Here is an 18,820-nt window from a genome sequence, read left to right as displayed (position 1 = left end):
ATAACCTGAAGGTCACAGGTTCAAATCCTGTCCCCGCAACCAAACACAAAAAACGGCCCGCACAACGCGGGCCGTTTTGGTATTCGGCTGGAGTGGTGGCATGGTGGCCGGCTGTTCATCCTTGCCCGCCGGATCGCGCAGGATCGCCTTGCGCCAATTCCTCCAAATAAGCACGCAGCGACCGCGGCTCCCGACCCAAGATCGCACGTAGCGTCAGTGGGTTGCCGAGCAGGCCGTGGCGATCGTAGTGATCGAACATCGCCCTCAAGCCCGGAGGAACATCGCCGAGCACATCGCGATCGCGGCGCTCCACAATTTCATGGCCCAGCACATCGCTCATCAGCGCAGCGACGTCGAGACGGTTAAGATGCCCAGGCGCGCAGAGTTCGAACGTTCCAAAAAGCAGCCGCTCTTCGGTCAGGGCTATCGCGGCGACCTCGGCGACATCGCGATAGTCGACCAGCGAAAAGCGTGTCCCGGACGACCAGGGCTCCGCAAGCATGCCCTCCTTCACGACTTTGGGCCAGAATGCCGCGTGGTTCTGGAAGTAGCGCGCCGGATGGAGGAACGTATATTCCAGGCCGGAGCTGAGAATCGCCTCCTCGACCGGCGCTTTGGCGACATGATTGACGAGGTCCGAAAGCACCGGATGGATCACGGCCGAGAACACGAACCGGCGCACGCCGGCATCGATAGCGGCCTCCACGACTTTCTTTCCCACATCAGCCTCGGCGGGAATGAAGGCTGGGGCGATATAGAAGACGGCGCCCACATCCTTGAGCGCCGCATCCAAAGCTGCACGATCGCGCAAATCGCCGATGGCCACCTCGGTTGCGCCGTGACGGCGTACCAGTTCAGCCTGCTCGGGCTTGCGGACGAAGGCACGGACGCGCGCACCCCGGGCGGCAGGGGCGGGAATGACGCTGCCCGCAGAATTTTCCGCTGCACCGAAGGCGAGAATCATCATGATCATGTTCCTGCGTGTTTCGTGACGATCACGGATCTGTTCGGGCACCCGTCGCCCTCAACCCAATCTGGTTCCCGCGACCGGGATGTCACCTCCCCGCCGGTATATTTTTCGGGTAGCGCTTCAGGTCGCATAGGATGAGTTGGCGCGAAGGCGCGCCGCGTTCGGATGGTTTCGTGTTTCGTCGTCGTAACCCATTTGTGGGTAGGCTCGCCTCTGGCTTTTTGCTGATGTGCATTAACGTCCGAAAATCCCGGCAAGTATTCGCCCTTGACGATCTCGAATGAACGCAACCAAACTGACGGAGACAAAGATGCGGCAAGCGCTGATCGTATGGGGCGGCTGGGAAGGGCATGAACCCGAAGCCGGGGCGCGCGTCGTCAAGGCGATGCTCGAGGAAGAAGGCTTTGCCGTGCGCGTCGAAAATACGACAGCGGCGTTCGCCGATCCGGCGATCGCCGATCTCAGCCTGATCGTGCCGATCTATACCATGTCCAAGCTCACCAGGGCTGAAGAAGCCAACCTGACCGAGGCGGTCGAAAACGGCGTCGGCCTCGGCGGCTATCATGGCGGCATGGGCGACGCTTTTCGCGAATCAACGAACTATCAGTTCATGTGCGGCGGCCAGTGGGTCGCGCATCCCGGCAACATCATCGACTATCGAGTGAACATCGTGCGGCGCGACGACCCGATCATGCAGGGGATCGAGGATTTCCCCTACCGCTCCGAGCAGTATTACATGCATGTCGATCCATCCAACGAGGTGCTGGCGACCACCACTTTTTCCGGCGACCACGCGCCGTGGATCGACGGCGTCGTCATGCCGGTGGTGTGGAAGCGGCAACACGGCAAGGGGCGGGTGTTCTATTCATCGCTGGGTCACGTGGCCTCGGAATTCCAAGTGCCGCAGATGCGCACCATCTTGCGCCGCGGGCTGGTCTGGGCGGCACGCTGAGTGGCTGGTGCAACCGGCTAAACGCTCTCCAGATAGGTCTCGATCTCGAAGTCGCTGACGTTGAGCGCGAAAGTGTTCAGCTCCTGGCGCTTGCAGGCGATGAAGGCGTCGCGCAGCACATCCGGGAAGATCTCGGCGACACGCGGGCCGGCCTCGAAAGCGGCGATCGCCGACGCCCAATCCGGCGGCAGCTTGGCGAGTGCCAGCCCCTGACCCTCGCCGCCGGTCGGCTCGCCGGGCGAGAGCTGGCGCTCGATGCCGATCAACGCCGCGCCGAGAATCGCCGCCAGCACCAGATAGGGATTGGCGTCGGCGCCGGAGACGCGATGTTCGATTCGCCGCGCGGCCGACGGGCCACCCGGAATGCGGATCGCCACCATGCGGTTTTCATAGCCCCAGGCGACGGCGGTCGGCGCATAGGATCTGGGCCGCAGCCGGCGATAGGAATTGAAATGCGGTGCGAATACCAGCGTGCTTTGCGCCATCGCGGCAAGCAGGCCGCCGACCGCGTGGCGCATGGCATCGGAGCCCTGATCCGAGCCGTCGTCGAAGATGTTGCGGCCTTGCCTGTCGAGGACGCTGAAATGGACGTGGAAACCATTGCCGGCGCGCTCGCCATAAGGTTTGGCCATGAAGCAGGCGGCGAAGCCATGCTTACGCGCGATGCCCTTGACGGTGCGCTTGAAGAGCACGGCGTCGTCCGCAGCGCGCAAGGCATCCGGCACATGGTTGAGATTGATCTCGAACTGGCCGACGCCGTTCTCGGCAATCGCAGTGTCGACCGGAATGTCCTGCATGCGGCAGGCTTCGTAGATATCGTGGATGAAGGCTTCGAAATCGTCGACTTCATCAATCGAGAGCGCCGCGTCGGAATCGAGGCGCCGCCCGGTCACCGGTGAAACCGGCCCGACAGGCCGCTGCGATGTCGGGTCGACAAGATAGAATTCGAGTTCGGTCGCGGTGACGGGCGTCAGGCCGAGCGCGGCGTAGCGGTCGAGGATGCGGGCAAGCGCCCGGCGCGGATCGCCAAGATAGGGGGCGCCGCTGTCATCCGCCAGCCAGACCGGCAACAGCGCCGTCGGATGCGCCGTCCAGTTGACGGGCAGTATGCCGCGACCCGTCCAATGGCAAAGCCCGTCGGCGTCGCCGGTCGAGAACACCTGGGCGTTACCTTCGATGTCCTCGCCCCATATGTCCAGCCCGATGGCCGAATAGGGCATGCGCAGCTTGCCTTCGAGTGCCTTGCGCGCCTGTTCGACCGGAATGCGCTTGCCGCGCATGATGCCGTTCAGGTCGCACACCGCTGCCCGCAGGCTCTGGATCTCTTTCCTGCTGTCCAGCCACGTCAAAACGTCCGCAATCGCATCGCTCAATTTCCAGCCCCCTGTTTCTCTAGGTGCTGTAGCCCTGCCGGCTACCACATCCATTTTCAGCTTGTGAGTTCGTGAAGATCAGAACGGCCGACGCCGGGCTGATTATCTTCATTTTTTCAGTTCACTAGCTGGGATATCGGGCGGCATTTCGGGTCCACATTGTGCGATCTGCGATCGCAACATAGCGGCCCGACCGACGAAAGCCAAGCCGGATTCGAAGTCGGCTTGTTGCGGCTTGTCAGCGGTGCAGTTCCGGAAACTTGACCTGGCCGAGGATGTGGGCCGCGCCCTCGGCGATATCGCGCACGATCGCGGCCCGCGCCCGCTCACCGTCGCCGGCCCCGATCGCCGCCACGACCTCCTCGTGGTAGTCGATGCCGAGAATGCCGGCCAAGTCATCCTCGAAGCCGATGTGCAGGTTGCGCAGGAAAGGGCCAACCTGCATCCATACCGTCTCGATCAGGAAGATCATCTGCTCGTTGCCGCAACGGCGGTAGATCGAGAATTTGAAGTCGTGGTTCTTGCGCAGATAGTCGTCGATGTCGCCGCTGCGGGCGGCCTGGGTGAGCTCGGCGCAATGACGGCGGATGGCGCGCAGATTGTTGCCGTTGATGAGTTTGGTGGCAAGCTCGGTGGCCGTGCCTTCCAGGATCGTGCGCACGTCGGTCAGCTGCTGGAAGCGGTCGGCCGAAATCAGCGGCACCTCGACGCTGCCGTTCGGCATCGGGCTCAGCGCCCTCAGCGCCTGCAGCCGCATGAAGGCGCTGCGCACAGGCATGTCGCTGGTGCCGAGCTCCTTGGCGAGCTTGCGCGAGGTCAGCTTCTGGCCAGGCCGGAGCTGACCCGACATCAGCGCCCGCACCAGTTCTAGATAGACTTTTTCATGCAGCGGAACGGTATCGACAGCGGTCAGTCCGAATTGCGATTTGTCGGCCATTTGCGATGAGCTGCTTGATCGGTCCTGAAACTTGTTTCGTCACGATCCGACGCGGGGAATAGCTCGCCGCCGCCGGGATACCTGGCCGATCGTTCGGCCGCACGATAGACGGTGAACGCGAACCGCCGCAAGGGCGGCCGGGAGTTGCTATCCGATCCGCGCGTCGATGATCTCGACGAAGCGCGCGAACAGGCCGGCCTGCGATTTGATCTTCAGCTTGCGGTAGATGTTGCGGCGGTGGACCTTGACGGTTCCCGGCACGATGCGCAGCGCCCTGGCGATCGATTCCGTGGAGTGGCCCTGAAGCACCAGGTCGACGACCTGCTTTTCGCGCGAGGTCAAGGACAGGCTTTTCCAAATATGCGCCCGGTCGAGCTCGTTGGTCATCGCGATGATATCGCCGGAGGGTTGGGCCGCAACGTCGCCTGTAGGCAAAGACGGCCAGCGCTGCTTGCAGAAACCGATCACCGCCGGCGCCATGTCACGCAGTAGCCTGGCATCCGCCGTTCCGAACGGCCCGGTGGCGCGCAGCCGCATCAGCGAGAGCACCAGCGCATCCTTGCCGGCCAGCGGCACGAAGAAGCCGACCTCCTCGGCAAGTCTGGTCTGGCTGTAATAGGAGCGGTAGTATTCGCTGGCATAGAAGCGGTCCGGCGCGAGCTCGCGCATGCGCCAGAAACCCTCCTTGCGCTCGACCGCGGCGTGGTGGAACGGGTCGAGCAGATAGGGCCCTTCCTGATAGAGCGCGACGAAGATGTGGCTTTCGGCCGGCGAGAAGGTCTCGAACAGGAGCGGCGGCCGCGCAGCACCGCGATAGCCGAAGATCACGCAGTGATCGAAACGGACATGCCCGCGCAGCCAGCCGACGATCGCCTTGCCGAAATGGTCGCCGGTCTCGCACGATGCGGCGATCACGGCGGCCAAGGCATTGTAGTCGTCACTGCGGGAGGCAGCCATTCATACCCCTCTAAACGATACAATCGGCTAAATATACCACCTGCGAGGTATATACTAGATGCTGTTGGCTCTGATAGCGTCATGACATTGCCTCACGCTGTCGCTGGAGCCCGTGGCTTGACTGCAGTGCCCGATATCGAATTTCGCGCGGTCACCAAGCGCTATGGCGCCGTCACCGCGGTGAGCGGCATCGACCTTGCCATTCCGCCTTCCGCCTTCGTCGCTTTGCTCGGCCCTTCCGGCTGCGGCAAGACGACCTGCCTGCGCATGATCGGCGGCTTCGAGCAGCCGAGCGAAGGCCAGGTGCTGATCCGCGGCCGCGACATGGCGGGAACGCCGCCCTACCGGCGCCCGGTCAACATGGTGTTCCAGCAATATGCGCTTTTCCCGCATCTCGATGTCGAGGAGAACATCTCCTATGGGCTGCGCCAAGCGAGGCCCAGGCTGTCGTCGCGCGAGATCGCCTTAAGGGCAGGCGAGGCGCTGTCGATGGTGCAGCTCGCCGGCTACGGGCGCCGCAAGATCCACGAGCTTTCCGGCGGCCAGCAGCAGCGCGTGGCGCTCGCCCGTGCACTGGTCAACAAGCCGGCGGTGCTGTTGCTCGACGAGCCGCTGGCGGCGCTCGACAAGAAGCTGCGCACCGACATGCAGATCGAGCTGCAGAACCTGCAGCGCGAGATCGGCATCACCTTCGTGCTGGTCACCCACGACCAGGAGGAGGCTCTGTCGATGAGCGACTTCGTCTGCGTCATGAATGGCGGCCGCGTTGTCCAGCTCGGACAGCCGAGCGAGATCTATGATGAACCGGCCGACCTGTTCGTCGCGGATTTCGTCGGCAAGACCAATCTTCTCAGCGGCAAGGTGGCCGGGCTCTCGGGTGACCTCGTCGATGTCGCGCTTGCAGACGGCACGGTGATTGCAGCGCGGAAGCGGGTGCCGCTCAGCCGCGGCGAGGCCGTCTCTGTCAGCCTGCGGCCGGAATCGCTCAGACTTTCGGCGCCTGGAAGCGGCGCTTTTAAGGGCATAGTGCGCAACCGCATCTTCCTGGGCTCGACGGCGGAATACGCGATCGAGGTCCAGGGCATCGGATCGCTGCTCGCCAAGGCCGACCATGTGATGGGCCAGGGCAATCTCTTCAAGCCGGGCGAACCCGTCGCCATCGGCTTTGCCGCCGGAGCGCCGCTGGCGTTTCCGCACGCCAATAATAACGGGACAAACCAGAGGGAAGACCAACATGCCGAAATCCTATCGTGATGGACTGCCGATAACCCCCGATAAATTCATCGACCAGTTGATGCGCCTGAAGCGCGGTTCGATCAGCCGGCGCGACTTCCTCGGCCTCACCGGCCTTGGTGTCGCCACCGCCGTGATGGCGCGCGAGCTTGGCATCATGCCGACGCCGGCCTATGCCGCAGAGAACCTCGGCGACCGCATGTCGATCGCCACCTGGCCGAACTACCACGACCCGCAGACGTTCGAGAATTTCAAGGCCGAGACGGGCGTCGCCGTCGAGGTCAACGTCTTCGGCTCGAACGAGGAGATGCTGGCCAAGCTGCAGGCCGGCGGCTCGGGCTGGAGCCTGTTCGTGCCGACCAACTACACCATCTCGACCTACAAGAAGCTCGGCATCATCGAGCCGCTGGACATGGCGAAGCTTACGAATTTCGACGGCAAGTCTGAAGATGCGCGCTTCACCGCTGAAGGCACGATCGACGGCACGATCTATGCGGTGCCGAAGAACTGGGGCACGACCGGCTTCGCGGTCAACACCAAGAAGCTCGCGAAGCCGATGTCGAGCTGGAAGGAGTTCTGGGACACGGCCATGGCGGAAGCCGACGGCCGCACCATGGTGCATGACTATCAGCTCACCACCATCGGCAATGCGCTGAAATATTACGGCTATTCGTTCAACTCGCTGAAGCAGGACGAACTCGCCAAGGCCGAAGAGCTGCTGCTCAAGGTCAAACCGCATCTGTTCGCGGTGTCGAGCGACTACCAGCCGGCAATGCGCGCCGGCGATGCCTGGATGACGATGTGCTGGACCAATGACGGGGCACAGCTCCATCGCGACATTCCCGAGATCGCCTATGTGCTCGGCAAGGAGGGCGGCGAGATCTGGACCGACTTCTACGCCATCCCGAAGGATGCGCCGAACAAGCCGGCCGGCTATGCGCTGCTCAATTATCTGATGAACCCGAAGGTGGCGGTGAAGGAGCATCTGGCCAATGGCGCGCCCTCGACCGACGCACGCGTCAACGCGCTGCTGCCCAAGGAAGTGCTCGACAACCCGATCCTCTATCCGGCAGCCGACCTGTTGAAGCCGCTGGAGTTCGGCGCCGCCGCGACGCTCACCGATCCGGGCCGTGCCGAGTTGATGGCGCGCTTCAAGTCGGCTTGAGCGAGACCGGCCACAAACCCGATCCAGACAATGCGACCGGCGGGCAAATGCCCGCCGGCTCCCAACCGGCTTTCTCGATGCGCCGCAGTCTCTTTCGCAAAAACCTCGTGACGGCGCTGCTGCTCGCCCCGGCGGCTGTGTGGCTGGTCGTGTTCCTGGTGCTGCCCTTCGTCGCCATCGCCATTTTCAGCGTCGGCGAGCGGGCGCCGGAGGGCGGCTACCAGGCCGCGCTGACCTTGGCGCAATACGCCAACCTGCCGGCACGGGCGACCGCCTTCTGGAACACCATGGTGCTGGCGCCGGCCGGCGCTTTGGCCTGCCTGCTCGTCGCCTATCCGGTCGCCTATTATCTTGCGCTGCGTGCGCCGCAGCGCTGGCGGCTGATCCTGCTTGCGCTGATCGTCATCCCGTTCTGGACCAGTCTCCTGATGCGCACCTATGCCTGGATGTACATCCTTGGCGGGCGCGGCATCCCGGCTTTGCTCGCCTATGTCGGCATCGAGGATCTGAGGCTGATCAACACGCCGGGGGCGGTGCTGCTCGGCATCGTCTACGGCTACCTGCCGCTGATGATCTTGCCGATCTATGTCAGCCTGGAACGGCTCGACCGGCGCCTGTTGGAGGCCTCGGCCGATCTCGGTGCTACGCCGCTGTCGACCTTCCTCAGCGTAACGCTGAGACTTTCGTTGCCCGGCGTCATGACCGGCTTCTCGCTGGTGATGATCCTGCTACTCGGCGAATATCTGATCCCGACATTGCTCGGCGGCGGCAAGGTGTTCTTCATCGGCAACGCGCTGGTGGACCTCTTTCTGCAGTCGCGCAACTGGCCGTTCGGATCGGCCATCGCCATCACGCTGGTACTGGTCTCGGTGGTGGTGCTGATCGTCGCCAATCGCATCTCGACCCGGCTCTCGGGCGCACGCCGGGTGGACCTGATCTGATGCGCGCCTTCGTCGTCGCCGTCTTTGCCTTCCTCTATCTGCCGATCGCGCTGGTCGTGCTGTTCTCCTTCAATGCCGGCCATCATGCCAGCGAGTTCACCGGCTTTTCCGCGCAGTGGTACGGCAAGGCGCTGTCCAATCCCTTCCTGGTCGAGGCGCTGAAGAACAGCCTGTTCATCGCCACCACCAGCGCGCTGCTCGCGGCCTTCTGCGGCACGGCCGCGGCGCTCGGGCTGCAGCGCGTCGGCACGCGGACGCGGGCGCTCTTCGACGCATTGCTGGGCGCGGCGATCGTCGTGCCGGGCGTCGTCATCGGCATCTCGACGCTGGTGGCGCTGGTGCAGCTCTTCGCCGTCGTCAATCCGTTCCTCGCTTCGCTCTGGCCGACCGACCAGCCGCCGCGGCTTTCGCTGGGCTACGGCTCGATCATCGCAGCGCATGGCCTGTTCTCGATGGCGCTGGTGACGATGATCGTCGGAACGCGGCTGAGCAGCCTAGACCGCAATCTGGTCGAGGCTTCGAGCGATCTCTACGCCACGCCATTGACGACGTTCCGCTCGATCGTGCTGCCGCAGATCATGCCGGCGATAATTGCGGGTTTCCTGCTCGCCTTCACCTTCTCCTTCGACGACTTTATCATCGCCTTCTTCGTCGCCGGCGCTCAGACGACGCTGCCGATCTACGTCTTCGCCTCGATCCGGCGCGGTGTGACGCCGGAGATCAACGCCATCGCGACGATCGTGCTCTGCGCGTCGGTCCTGCTCGTGCTGCTCGCCCAATGGCAGCTCGGCCGACGGAAGCCATCGCCTTGAGAGACCTATCCATGATCTTGAAAGATCGTATCGCCGTAGTAACGGGCGCCGGATCGGGCATCGGCCGCGCCGGCGCCATGATCATGGCGCGGGAAGGGGCAGTCGTGGTGATCGCGGACCGCGACCCGGCGGCCGGCGAAGCCACCGCTTCGGACATCCGCGAAACCGGCGGCCGCGCCGAGGCCGTCGCCACCGATGTCGGCAATGATGCAGCCGTCGAACGCCTCATCGAGGGAACGCTCGGCAGGTATGGCCGGATCGATATCCTGCATAGCCATGCCGGCATCCAGGTGGGCGGCACGCTGACGGAAGTGGGCACCGACGGCATGGACGCTTCGTGGCGGATCAATGTGCGGGCGCAATTCCTGGCGGCCAAGACCGTCATGCCGGCGATGATCGCTCAGGGCGGCGGCGTCATCCTCAACACGGCCTCCAATTCCGGCGTGTTCTACGACCGCGAGATGATCGCCTATGCCACCTCCAAACACGCCGTGGTGGCGATGACCCGGCAGATGTCGCTCGATTATGCCAAGCACAATGTGCGGATCAATGCGCTCTGCCCCGGCTGGGTCGACACGCCGTTCAACGAGCCATTCATCGCACAGATGGGCGGGCGCGATGCGATCGAAAATTATGTCCGCACCAAGATCCCGATGGGGCGCTGGGCGAGCGCGGAGGAGATCGCGGAGGCCATCCTGTTCCTCGTCTCCGATCGCTCCTCATTCATGACCGGCCAGGCGCTGGTGGTCGATGGCGGCGAGAGCATCGGCTGAGGCGCCTTGGCAAATCGCCTACCGGTCGTTGGGATTTCCGAATGCCGGATCGCGGCGCCGCGAGTAGGTGTCGATGCGCGGCAGATCGTCGGCGAATTCCAGCCAAGGCAGGCGAAGGCGCCAATAGGCGTGGGCGTGCGGCTTGAACCGTTCCGGATGATCGAAGAAGCCGATCGTGACATGGAGTTCGTCCCTCAGCCCTTCGTCGCGATAGGTGATCGAAGTGCCGCATTTCTCGCAGAAGGTGCGAACGACACCTTTCGTTCTCGAGAAGCTCCGGGGTTGGCCGCGCGTGAAGCGGAACTGGTCCGGCCGGTAACCGACCCAGATGGTCAGCGGGCTGCCAATCGCGCGGCGGCAGTCATCGTCATGATCGAAGCAGATCCAGAACGGATCGCCCTGCATCTCGGCTGCAACCGCTCCGCAAAAACATGCGCCCGTATCGCTCCTGCTTTCCATCTGATCACTCCTGGTCGTTCGCATATGGGGAACAGTACACACAGGTACGCGGTTCCTTCCGCCCGTTTGGGCCAGCAATGTGCCGCGGTTTCATGGGCGGGCTTGCGCTGCGAGCAACGATCGGCCAAACCATGGATCAGGTTCTCGACAAGGCTTGTCATGCGCGCGGTAGAAAGGCTTTCCCCCACCCGGCCGTTTCCAGTTACGGCCGCAACGGCGCGCGCTTTGGCGGAGCGCCGCTGATCATGCGCTGCTGCCGCCACGAGAACCTGCAGCGCGCGGAGGAGACCAAGGTCGGCTCGCATGTTGTTCGCGACGGCTGGACCGAAGGGGTGCAAGGCGCTCCGCACCCGGCCTTTCGGCCGGTCATCAGGCGGGCGTCCGTCCTCGGATAACGCAGCTTAGATAACGCCCTACCGGAACGGACATGCCCGCCGAAGCGACCTCTCCTTCGTACGGACATGACCAATGCCTGACAATCTGAACACCTCATTTCCCGGCGCAGACACGCAAAGCTGGCTGAAAACGCATGCGATCAACGAAGTCGAGTGCTTCGTGCCGGACGTCAACGGCGTGCTGCGCGGCAAGACCTTGCCAGTCGCCAAATTCCTGAAGTCGCTCGACGACCGCGCGCTCTATCTGCCGAGCAGCGCCTTCCTGGTCGCCATCGATGGCCGCTATTCCGGCTCCATCGACGAAGGCTTCGCCTACCAGGATCCGGACATGCGCATGGTGCCGGATGTTTCGAGCCTATGTCTTGCGCCCGGCAGCGCGGGCCGAGCCTATGTTTTCGCCGACACGTTCCACATAGACGAGCGGCCGTGGATGGCTTCGCCGCGCCATGTGCTGAAAGCCGTGCTCGACCTTTATGAGCGGCGCGGCTGGCGTGCGGTAATGGCGCCCGAGCTCGAATTCTACCTGACGGCGCTCAACCCCAACCCCGATCAGCCTTTGACCGCACCGATCGGGCGCAACGGCCGGCCGGAAAACGTGCAGCATCCCTACGACATGCAGGCATTGGAAGAGTTCGAAGCGGTGACGCGGCAGCTCTATGAGCACGCCGCCATCACCGGATTGCCGGTTGAGACGCTGATCCATGAATCCGGCACGGCGCAGCTTGAGATCAATCTCGTGCATGGCGATCCGCTTACGCTTGCCGATCAGGTGCTTCTGTTCAAGCGTCTGGCGCGGCAGATCGCGCAGGCCAATGGCATGCACGCCACCTTCATGGCCAAGCCGATCGCCGCGCAGGCGGGCAGCGCCATGCATCTGCACATGTCGATCGTCGACCGGAAGGGCGAGCCTCTGTTTGCCGGCGAGGACGGCGAGGACAGCGAGATGTTCTCGCACTTCATCGGTGGCCTGCAGAAATACATCCCTGAGATCATGCCGCTGTTTGCGCCGCATGCGAATTCCTACCGTCGCATCCGGCCCGGCCACAGCGCGCCGGCCAATATCGAATGGTCGCACGACAACCGCTCCTGCGGCCTGCGCGTGCCGCTGGGCGGCCGCGCCGCGCGCCGCATCGAGAACCGGCTGCCGGGGGCGGACGCCAATCCCTACCTTGCCATGGCCGGCTCGCTGATCGCCGGCTATCTCGGCATCGAGGAGAAGCTTGCGCGATCGGAGGAGGCCTTCGGCAACGCCTATAAGAGCAAGAGCACACTGCCGAAGACGATGGAGGAAGCGCTGGATCGTTTCGCCGCTTGCGAGCCCGTGCGGGCGCTGCTCGGCGAGGATTTCTTCCAGACCTATCTGCGCGTGAAGAGCGTTGAGCTCGACCTGTTCCAGAGCGTCGTGACGTCCTGGGAACGCGACCATCTGCTGCTCAAGGTGTGACCATGGCTTTGCGTTCGACAGGTTTCAATTCCGGTCTCGATATCGGCAAGTCCTACTATGTCGCTACCGCCAATCCGGCGCCCGAGCATCTCGCGCTTGCCGCCAATGTCGAGGCCGATCTGGTGGTGGTTGGCGGCGGCTGCACGGGTCTGTCGGCGGCGCTGCATGCGGTCGAACGCGGCCTTAAAGTGGTGCTGCTCGAAGGCGGTAAGATCGGCTGGGGCGCTTCGGGCCGCAATGGCGGCCAGATGATCCCCGGCCTGCGCAAGGGTGCCAGGGGCCTGGTCAGAAGCTTTGGGCCGGAACGGGCAAAGGCGCTGTTCGATCTGGCCTTCGAGGCGCGCGAGCTGGTGCTCGACATCATCGAGCGCTATGGCATCGAATGCGACTTGCGCCAGACCGGCCATCTGGTCGGCGCGGTCAGCGCTTCGGATGTGCGCGACTTCGAAGAAGAGGCCGAATGCCTCGCCAAGGTGATGAACTTCGCCGATGTCGAGATCCTGTCGGCGGCCGAGGCGCGGCGGATGGTCGATACACCCTATCAAGGCGCGGTGTTCGAGCGGCTCGGCGGCCACATGCATCCGCTCAACTACACGCTGGGCCTTGCCCGCGCCGCTGCCGCCGCCGGTGTCGTGATCCATGAGAACTCGGTCGCGGTGCGGCTGGAGCGCGAACCTTCCGTCCGGGTGTTCACCGACGAGGGCTCGGTTCGCGCCAAGCATGTCGTGTTGGCCGGCGATGCGCTGCTGAAAGGGTTGGAGCCGCGTGTCAACAGCCGCATCATGCCGGTCGGCAATTACATCGTCGCCACCGAACCTTTGGGCGAGCGCAATGTCATCCCGGCCAATGTGGCCGTCTCGGACACGTTGTTCGTCGTCAACTACTACCGGATGTCGGCGGACGGACGCCTGCTGTTCGGCGGCGGCGAGCGCTACACGCCGTCGCCGCCGGCCGATATCGCCGGCTTCGTGCGGCCGCATATGGAACAGACCTTTCCGCAGCTCAAGGGCTGCCGCATCGATCATGCCTGGGGCGGTCTGGTGTCCATCACCACGTCGCGCCTGCCGCATGTCGGCCACTATGGGGAGGTCTATTTCGCGCATGGCTATTCCGGCAAGGGCGTCATCCTGTCGACGCTGTCCGGCAAGCTCTTGGCGGAAGCGATCACGGGCGATGCCTCGCGGCTCGACCTGTTCTCGACTTTGACGCCGCTTCCGTTCCCGGGCGGCACGGCGCTGCGCGGGCCGCTCTATGTGCTCGGCATGTTGTGGTACGCGATGCGCGATCGGCTCAGACACTGACACTGGCTTTCCTGTCCCCGGCGTGGCTAATGTCTCCGCGCTAGGGACGAGGACCCGTCGCCGTCAGCGTTTCCGCCGCCGCCGCAAGCTCGCGGCCGCAACCAAGGAAGACCGATGAACATCGAGCCAGGCCGACTGACCAAGAAAGAGCGCCATGAGCTGATCCTGTCGGAGGTTCGGCGCTCGGCCTCGATCCGCATCTCGAGGCTTGCGCATCGCATTGGGGTCGCCGGCGAGACCATCCGCCGCGACCTGATCGAGCTCGGCGAAGCAGGGCTCATCAATCGCACCTATGGCGGCGCCACCATTTCGCTGGTGACGTCGGAACCGGTGATCGCCGAACGCGGCCTCACCATGATGGAGGAGCGGGCCCGCATCGGTCGCGGCGCCGCCGGACTGATCGGGAAAGGCCGCATCGTGATGATCGATGGCGGATCGACCACCTATGAGGTCGCGCGCAGCCTGTCGCAGCTCGGACGGGACCTGACGATCATCACCAACTCCGTCGGCGTCGCTTCGGTAGCCGGCGCCAATCCGGGCTTCCGCGTCATCCTTTGCCCGGGAACCTATGACAGCCGCGAGGCCGCCGTGCTCGGCGAGGACACGGTGGAATTCGTGCGCCGCTACAATGCCGACGTCGCCATCATCGGCGCCTCGGCGCTGAATGCCGAAGGGCCAAGCGACATGATCTCGGGCGCGGCGGCGGTGAAGCGGGCGATGATGGGACGATCGCTGTCGACGATGCTGGTCGTGACCAACGACAAGTTCGGCCGCAGCGGCCTCGAACGCATCTGCGCGCTGAGCGAGATTTCGGATGTCGTCACCGATCGCGAGCCGGCACCGGCGCTGCGCGTGGCGATCGACGAAGCGGGCGGTGAGCTGCACGTCTTTGCCGAAAGCTGAATAGATACCGGTTAAGCGTCGCGGTTTGTCAGCGCGATGTGGCAGCAGCCGGAGCCATGGCCCGGCGTCCAGGTGACATTGTCGAAGCGTACGCCGGTCGCCTCGAACAGGCCGCGATCGAAGGCGCCGGCGATGCGGCAGAGCGTGGCGAGTTTTTCTTCATCGACGCCGGCCTCAACCCAGGCATCCTTCAGCGGGCAGCGCTTGACTTTTAAGGCGATGTGGCCAGGCCCGCGCTCGACATCGGTCGGATAGATCCGGCCGCCATCCGGGCTGACGGCGAGGAACGCCTCGCCGATTGCCGGCGCGTCGTTGGGGCCGAAATCGGCGAAAGCGGCTGCCGCGACTTCCCGGCCGCGTTTCTCGATCGTGCGGATCATGACCGCTTCGGCCTTCTCGGCACCGAGCTCGGCGGTCAGCTCGTCGAGGAAGAGACGATAGAGGTCGGCGCGGTTGCGGAATGCGGAGTCGAGCTCACGCGACAGTTTTTCTGCCCTGGCTGCTTCGGGATCGATCATGCTGTGTCCTGATTTTGTTTTCCCATGCTCTTGTCCGCAAACCGGGTCCCACTTTGCGGGATCATGGTCGGTTCCTGGTCAATCTTGGCGTCGCCGCCACCAGCGCCTTGCCGATCGCCGATTGCGGGTTGACGATGACGGCGCGGGCATCGCCGCTCTCGGCGATCCGGCCGGCATCGAGGATGACGACGCGGTGCGCCACGGCACGGATGACGCCAAGGTCATGCGAAATGAACAGATAGGCGATCCGTTCCTGCCTTTGCAGGTCGAGCAGCAATTCCAGGATCTGGGCGCGCACCGAAACATCGAGCGCCGACACGGCTTCGTCGAGCACGATCAGCGACGGCCGCGTGGCGATGGCGCGGGCGATCGCCACGCGCTGGCGCTGGCCGCCGGAAATCTCATGGATGGCGCGCGCGGCAAGGGCGGGATCGAGGCCGACGCGCTCCAGCAGCGCCGCGATATGGCGGGGGCGCTCGGCGCGCGAGGCAAGTCCATGAATGCGCAGGGGATCGTCAAGCACGCGCGCCACGGTGGCGCGCGGATTGAAGGCGGCGAGCGGATCCTGGAACACCATCTGGAGACGGGCGCGGCGCGCGCGCAGCGCAGCGCCCGACAGCGCGAGGAAATCCGCGCCTTCGAAGTCGATGCGACCGGCATCGGGCTCGATCAGCCGCAGTACCAGCCTGGCGATGGTGGATTTGCCGCTGCCGGAGGGGCCGGCGAGCGCCAGCGTCTCCGCCGGGCCGATCTCGAAGGAGACGTCGTCGACTGCAGCAAACGGTTTGCCGCCACGATGGTAGCGCTTGGCGAGATTGGAGACGGCAAGCACGCTCATGCCGAGGCGCCTCGGCGATCAAGCAGCGGCTCGGCGTCGAGGCCGAGATGGGCATCAAGCAGCGCGCGCGTATAGGCATGGCGCGGCGCGTTGAGGATCTGGTCGGTCTCGCCAAGTTCGATCAGCTCGCCGTGGCGCAGCACCACGATGCGATCGGCAAGCGCGGCGGCGAGTGCGATGTCGTGGCTGATGAAAAGCAGCGTCATGCCGTCCTCGGCCACCAGCCGGCGGATCAGCGCGACGATCTCGGCCTGCACGATGGTGTCGAGCGCGCTGGTCGCTTCGTCGGCGATCAAGAGTTTTGGTCCAGCGGCGATTGCCGCAGCAATGGCCACGCGCTGCTTCTGGCCGCCGGAGAGCTGGTGCGGGTAGGTGTGGAAGGCCGAGTCCGGGTGAGGGAGGCGGATGCGTTCGAGGAGGGTTTTGGCTTTCGTACATGAGTCTCGCCAGCTGAGCTTGAGATGCGTGCGGACGACTTCGGCGATCTGCCTGCCGACGGGCATCACGGGGTCGAGGCTGGAGGAGGGGTCCTGGAAGACGAAGCCGATGTCGCGGCCGAGGAGGGGTGTTTGGTTTCCGTCAACCGCAGATGGTTGGCGTTCCGGTGTGACGGAATGAGACTCCTGTAGTTGGCGTGCTGACCACTCAATCGTTCCGGCGATCACAGCACCCCTCGCCAACAACCCCGCAACCGCCAGCGCCAGCGTGCTCTTGCCCGAACCGCTTTCGCCGATGATCGCCAGGCGCTCTCCGGCCTTCACATCCAGGCTGATGCCCTTCAGCGCCGGCACCTCCACACCGTCATGCCGGTACCGCACCGACAGATCGCGAATCCAAAGCAGCGCGGTCACGACAGGCTCCTGCGCACCGCGGTGCTTTCCACCACGCCTTCGCCGGCCAGATAGACGCCAAGCACGGTCAGCACCAGCGCGATACCGGGAACGACCGACAGGAAAGGTGCGGTGCGCAGCACCGTACGCCCCTCGGCGATCATGCCGCCCCAAGTGACACGGTTGGGATCGCCAAGGCCAAGAAAGGACAGCGCGGCCTCGGTGAGGATCGCGGCCGCCACGATCACCGAGGACAGCGCCAGCACCGGCGGCAAGGCGTTGGGGAGCACCTCGCGAAAGGCGATTTCGAGCGGGTGCATGCCGACGACGCGCGCGCCGGCGACATAGTCGCGTTCGCGGATCGACAGCACTTCCGCGCGGGCGACGCGCGCGGGTCCGGTCCAGGCGCCGAGCGCGATCGCGGTGACGACGACGCCGAGCGAAGGTCCGACGACGCTGACGAAGGCGAGCGCCAGCAGAAAACTCGGCACGGTCTGGAAGGCATCGGTGATGCGCATCAGCACTTCGCCGACAAGGCCGCCGGCAAAGCCGGCCAAAGTGCCGACCACCGCGCCGATCAGGAGCGCCGCGGCGGCGGCCGCCAACCCCACCGCCAGCGAGGTGCGGGCGCCATGGAACAGCTCGGCCAGCACGTCGCGGCCGAGCCGGTCGGTACCGAGCGGCAGCGACCAGTCCTGGAAAGGCGGCAGCAGCGCCGGGCCGGCGATCGCTTGTGGATCGCCGGGAAACAGCAGCGGCGCCGCCAACGCCATCGCGGCCAGCAGGGCGAGGATAAGCGCGCCGACGATTGCCTCCGGCGTGCGGAAGAAGCGGCGCAGGCGGCTCATGCGCTTGCCTCGCCGGCGCCGACGCGCGGATCAAGGACAGCGTAGACGAGATCGACCAGGAGGTTGATGACGACGACCAGTACGGCGCTCACCAGGATGATGCCGAGCAGCAGCGGCGTATCGCGTCCGGCGACGGCTTCCTGCGCCAGCCGGCCGAGGCCGGGCACGGCAAAGACGCTTTCGATGACGACGCTGCCGCCCAACATTTGCGCCGATTGCAGGCCGAGCATGGTGACCAATGGCAGGAGCGCGTTGCGGGCGACATGGGCAAGCACGATGCGGCGACGGGGCAGGCCTCTAGCGCGGGCGGCGAGGATAAAGTCCTGCCGCCAGGCCTCGGCCATGCCGGCGCGCATCATGCGCAGATAGAGCGCCAGATAGATGAAGCCGAGCGCCGACACCGGCAGCACCAGATGGGTGGCGATGTCGGCGGCGCGCGCCAGCCCGGTTTTGCCGGAGGCGATGGTCTCGATGCCGCCGATCGGCAACCAGCGCAAATCGACGGCGAAGACGACGATGAGCACCAAGCCGAGCCAGAAGCCGGGCACGGCATAGAGCGCCAGTGAGCCGATGGAGAGGAAGCGGTCGCGGATGCTGCCAGGCCGCGCACCGGCATAGATGCCGAGCGCCGAGCCGAGGCCGAAGGAGAGCGCGGTGGCGCTGCCCATCAGGATCAGCGTGGTCGGCAGGCGTTCGAGGATGACGTCGCGGATGGGCCGCGAGAAGGTGACGGACTGGCCAAGGTCGAGATGCAGCAGCGCCCAGAGATAATTGGCGAGGCGCGTCAACTCCGACTGGTCGAGGCCCCAGCGGTGGCGCAGCAGTTCGATCATGCCGGCGTCGCCGCCGGTCGAGACGATATAGGCATCGACGGCATCGCCGGGGGCGGCTTCGAGCAGCAGGAAGCTGCCGATGACGACGATAAGGAGCACGAAGACGCTGCCGACGAGGCGGCGGCGCAGGAGGCGGAGGGCGCGGGTCATGCGCGCCTCGGGAGATTAGCGATGCCCTGGCTAGGAATGCGCCCAGGCACCCCCCTCTGTCCTGCCGGACATCTCCCCCGCAAGGGGGGAGATTGGATGTCATCATAGGCTTCGCCAATCTCCAGCGTTGCAGAACTGGCGGGACAGAGAAGCTGCTGATCTCCCCCCTTGCGGGGGAGATGTCCGGC

Annotated in this window: 20 protein-coding genes; 10 read left to right on the top strand and 10 right to left on the bottom strand. The window is 64.7% G+C overall.

Going from position 1 to position 18,820, the window contains the following annotated elements:
- Window positions 1-115 precede the first annotated feature (115 nt).
- Window positions 116-967: an NmrA family NAD(P)-binding protein gene (locus LB553_RS30130; RefSeq protein ID WP_224518594.1), complete on the bottom strand. Its 852-nt coding sequence runs from the start codon at window positions 965-967 to the stop codon at window positions 116-118.
- Window positions 968-1,280: 313 nt separating this feature from the next.
- Here LB553_RS30130 and LB553_RS30125 point away from each other — a divergent pair, with 313 nt between their 5' ends.
- Complete coding sequence (locus tag LB553_RS30125; RefSeq protein ID WP_224518595.1) at window positions 1,281-1,922, top strand: ThuA domain-containing protein; 642 nt, start codon at window positions 1,281-1,283, stop codon at window positions 1,920-1,922.
- 17 nt (window positions 1,923-1,939) lie between these two features.
- Here LB553_RS30125 and LB553_RS30120 read toward each other — a convergent pair whose 3' ends face one another.
- The 3 genes from LB553_RS30120 to LB553_RS30110 all read right to left on the bottom strand — a co-directional run bounded on the left by LB553_RS30120 (window position 1,940) and on the right by LB553_RS30110 (window position 5,189).
- A complete protein-coding gene (locus LB553_RS30120) occupies window positions 1,940-3,295 on the bottom strand; it encodes a glutamine synthetase family protein (RefSeq protein ID WP_224518593.1) in 1,356 nt (451 codons plus the stop codon).
- A gap of 238 nt (window positions 3,296-3,533) precedes the next feature.
- Window positions 3,534-4,232 (bottom strand): GntR family transcriptional regulator, encoded by a 699-nt coding sequence (locus tag LB553_RS30115; RefSeq protein WP_224518592.1) that lies wholly within the window; start codon window positions 4,230-4,232, stop codon window positions 3,534-3,536.
- Between the two features lie 147 nt (window positions 4,233-4,379).
- Window positions 4,380-5,189 (bottom strand): helix-turn-helix transcriptional regulator, encoded by an 810-nt coding sequence (locus LB553_RS30110; protein ID WP_224518591.1) that lies wholly within the window; start codon window positions 5,187-5,189, stop codon window positions 4,380-4,382.
- A gap of 117 nt (window positions 5,190-5,306) precedes the next feature.
- Between LB553_RS30110 and LB553_RS30105 the strand changes: the two genes are divergently transcribed.
- From LB553_RS30105 to LB553_RS30085, 5 genes are read left to right on the top strand one after another with little or no spacing between them, the layout of a single operon-like run.
- A complete protein-coding gene (locus tag LB553_RS30105) occupies window positions 5,307-6,443 on the top strand; it encodes an ABC transporter ATP-binding protein (RefSeq protein ID WP_224518590.1) in 1,137 nt (378 codons plus the stop codon).
- Window positions 6,424-7,587, top strand: a complete 1,164-nt coding sequence (locus LB553_RS30100; protein ID WP_224518589.1) for an ABC transporter substrate-binding protein — start codon at window positions 6,424-6,426, stop codon at window positions 7,585-7,587. The genes LB553_RS30105 and LB553_RS30100 overlap by 20 nt, the downstream gene beginning before the upstream one ends.
- Window positions 7,588-7,634: 47 nt before the next feature.
- A complete protein-coding gene (locus LB553_RS30095) occupies window positions 7,635-8,528 on the top strand; it encodes an ABC transporter permease (RefSeq protein WP_224518588.1) in 894 nt (297 codons plus the stop codon).
- A complete protein-coding gene (locus tag LB553_RS30090; protein WP_224518587.1) occupies window positions 8,528-9,340 on the top strand; it encodes an ABC transporter permease in 813 nt (270 codons plus the stop codon). The genes LB553_RS30095 and LB553_RS30090 overlap by 1 nt, the downstream gene beginning before the upstream one ends.
- Before the next feature lie 11 nt (window positions 9,341-9,351).
- On the top strand, window positions 9,352-10,113 hold the full coding sequence (locus tag LB553_RS30085) for an SDR family NAD(P)-dependent oxidoreductase (RefSeq protein WP_224518586.1): 762 nt from the start codon (window positions 9,352-9,354) through the stop codon (window positions 10,111-10,113).
- An 18-nt stretch (window positions 10,114-10,131) separates the two neighbouring features.
- Here the strand turns inward: LB553_RS30085 and LB553_RS30080 are convergent, their stop codons facing one another.
- Window positions 10,132-10,572, bottom strand: a complete 441-nt coding sequence (locus LB553_RS30080; protein WP_224518585.1) for a GFA family protein — start codon at window positions 10,570-10,572, stop codon at window positions 10,132-10,134.
- A 77-nt stretch (window positions 10,573-10,649) separates the two neighbouring features.
- Here LB553_RS30080 and LB553_RS30075 point away from each other — a divergent pair, with 77 nt between their 5' ends.
- The 4 genes from LB553_RS30075 to LB553_RS30060 all read left to right on the top strand — a co-directional run bounded on the left by LB553_RS30075 (window position 10,650) and on the right by LB553_RS30060 (window position 14,615).
- Window positions 10,650-10,967, top strand: coding sequence for a hypothetical protein (locus tag LB553_RS30075; RefSeq protein ID WP_224518584.1), 318 nt, complete (start codon window positions 10,650-10,652; stop codon window positions 10,965-10,967).
- Window positions 10,968-11,040: 73 nt separating this feature from the next.
- Window positions 11,041-12,411: a glutamine synthetase family protein gene (locus LB553_RS30070; protein ID WP_224518583.1), complete on the top strand. Its 1,371-nt coding sequence runs from the start codon at window positions 11,041-11,043 to the stop codon at window positions 12,409-12,411.
- Between the two features lie 2 nt (window positions 12,412-12,413).
- On the top strand, window positions 12,414-13,712 hold the full coding sequence (locus LB553_RS30065; RefSeq protein ID WP_224518582.1) for an NAD(P)/FAD-dependent oxidoreductase: 1,299 nt from the start codon (window positions 12,414-12,416) through the stop codon (window positions 13,710-13,712).
- A 114-nt stretch (window positions 13,713-13,826) separates the two neighbouring features.
- A complete protein-coding gene (locus LB553_RS30060; RefSeq protein ID WP_224518581.1) occupies window positions 13,827-14,615 on the top strand; it encodes a DeoR/GlpR family DNA-binding transcription regulator in 789 nt (262 codons plus the stop codon).
- Between the two features lie 11 nt (window positions 14,616-14,626).
- Here the strand turns inward: LB553_RS30060 and LB553_RS30055 are convergent, their stop codons facing one another.
- The 5 genes from LB553_RS30055 to LB553_RS30035 form a co-directional block, all read right to left on the bottom strand.
- Complete coding sequence (locus LB553_RS30055; protein WP_224518580.1) at window positions 14,627-15,133, bottom strand: L-2-amino-thiazoline-4-carboxylic acid hydrolase; 507 nt, start codon at window positions 15,131-15,133, stop codon at window positions 14,627-14,629.
- Between the two features lie 61 nt (window positions 15,134-15,194).
- Window positions 15,195-15,971, bottom strand: coding sequence for an ABC transporter ATP-binding protein (locus LB553_RS30050; protein WP_224518579.1), 777 nt, complete (start codon window positions 15,969-15,971; stop codon window positions 15,195-15,197).
- Window positions 15,968-16,822, bottom strand: coding sequence for an ATP-binding cassette domain-containing protein (locus LB553_RS30045; protein WP_224518578.1), 855 nt, complete (start codon window positions 16,820-16,822; stop codon window positions 15,968-15,970). Before LB553_RS30045 ends, LB553_RS30050 begins: the two co-directional genes overlap by 4 nt.
- The gene (locus LB553_RS30040; RefSeq protein WP_224518577.1) at window positions 16,819-17,649 is read right to left on the bottom strand and encodes an ABC transporter permease; all 831 of its coding nucleotides are present in this window, start codon (window positions 17,647-17,649) and stop codon (window positions 16,819-16,821) included. The genes LB553_RS30045 and LB553_RS30040 overlap by 4 nt, the downstream gene beginning before the upstream one ends.
- Window positions 17,646-18,632 (bottom strand): ABC transporter permease, encoded by a 987-nt coding sequence (locus tag LB553_RS30035; RefSeq protein ID WP_224518576.1) that lies wholly within the window; start codon window positions 18,630-18,632, stop codon window positions 17,646-17,648. Before LB553_RS30035 ends, LB553_RS30040 begins: the two co-directional genes overlap by 4 nt.
- Window positions 18,633-18,820: the final 188 nt, after the last annotated feature.

This window comes from Mesorhizobium sp. CA8, assembly GCF_020164955.1.
Lineage (GTDB): Bacteria > Pseudomonadota > Alphaproteobacteria > Rhizobiales > Rhizobiaceae > Mesorhizobium.
The sequence above is the reverse complement of the archived record's forward strand: the minus strand, read 5'-3'. Positions and strand labels throughout refer to the sequence as shown.

What these genes read in the sequence shown, in the direction of transcription:
- LB553_RS30070 (WP_224518583.1), top strand. Translation starts at nt 11,041, where the DNA reads ATGCCTGACAATCTGAACACCTCATTTCCCGGCGCAGACACGCAAAGC.
- LB553_RS30055 (WP_224518580.1), bottom strand. Translation starts at nt 15,133, where the DNA reads ATGATCGATCCCGAAGCAGCCAGGGCAGAAAAACTGTCGCGTGAGCTC.
- LB553_RS30085 (WP_224518586.1), top strand. Translation starts at nt 9,352, where the DNA reads ATGATCTTGAAAGATCGTATCGCCGTAGTAACGGGCGCCGGATCGGGC.
- LB553_RS30075 (WP_224518584.1), top strand. Translation starts at nt 10,650, where the DNA reads ATGTGCCGCGGTTTCATGGGCGGGCTTGCGCTGCGAGCAACGATCGGC.
- LB553_RS30060 (WP_224518581.1), top strand. Translation starts at nt 13,827, where the DNA reads ATGAACATCGAGCCAGGCCGACTGACCAAGAAAGAGCGCCATGAGCTG.
- LB553_RS30100 (WP_224518589.1), top strand. Translation starts at nt 6,424, where the DNA reads ATGCCGAAATCCTATCGTGATGGACTGCCGATAACCCCCGATAAATTC.
- LB553_RS30035 (WP_224518576.1), bottom strand. Translation starts at nt 18,632, where the DNA reads ATGACCCGCGCCCTCCGCCTCCTGCGCCGCCGCCTCGTCGGCAGCGTC.
- LB553_RS30125 (WP_224518595.1), top strand. Translation starts at nt 1,281, where the DNA reads ATGCGGCAAGCGCTGATCGTATGGGGCGGCTGGGAAGGGCATGAACCC.
- LB553_RS30130 (WP_224518594.1), bottom strand. Translation starts at nt 967, where the DNA reads ATGATGATTCTCGCCTTCGGTGCAGCGGAAAATTCTGCGGGCAGCGTC.
- LB553_RS30095 (WP_224518588.1), top strand. Translation starts at nt 7,635, where the DNA reads ATGCCCGCCGGCTCCCAACCGGCTTTCTCGATGCGCCGCAGTCTCTTT.
- LB553_RS30050 (WP_224518579.1), bottom strand. Translation starts at nt 15,971, where the DNA reads ATGAGCGTGCTTGCCGTCTCCAATCTCGCCAAGCGCTACCATCGTGGC.
- LB553_RS30090 (WP_224518587.1), top strand. Translation starts at nt 8,528, where the DNA reads ATGCGCGCCTTCGTCGTCGCCGTCTTTGCCTTCCTCTATCTGCCGATC.
- LB553_RS30115 (WP_224518592.1), bottom strand. Translation starts at nt 4,232, where the DNA reads ATGGCCGACAAATCGCAATTCGGACTGACCGCTGTCGATACCGTTCCG.
- LB553_RS30110 (WP_224518591.1), bottom strand. Translation starts at nt 5,189, where the DNA reads ATGGCTGCCTCCCGCAGTGACGACTACAATGCCTTGGCCGCCGTGATC.
- LB553_RS30040 (WP_224518577.1), bottom strand. Translation starts at nt 17,649, where the DNA reads ATGAGCCGCCTGCGCCGCTTCTTCCGCACGCCGGAGGCAATCGTCGGC.
- LB553_RS30080 (WP_224518585.1), bottom strand. Translation starts at nt 10,572, where the DNA reads ATGGAAAGCAGGAGCGATACGGGCGCATGTTTTTGCGGAGCGGTTGCA.
- LB553_RS30065 (WP_224518582.1), top strand. Translation starts at nt 12,414, where the DNA reads ATGGCTTTGCGTTCGACAGGTTTCAATTCCGGTCTCGATATCGGCAAG.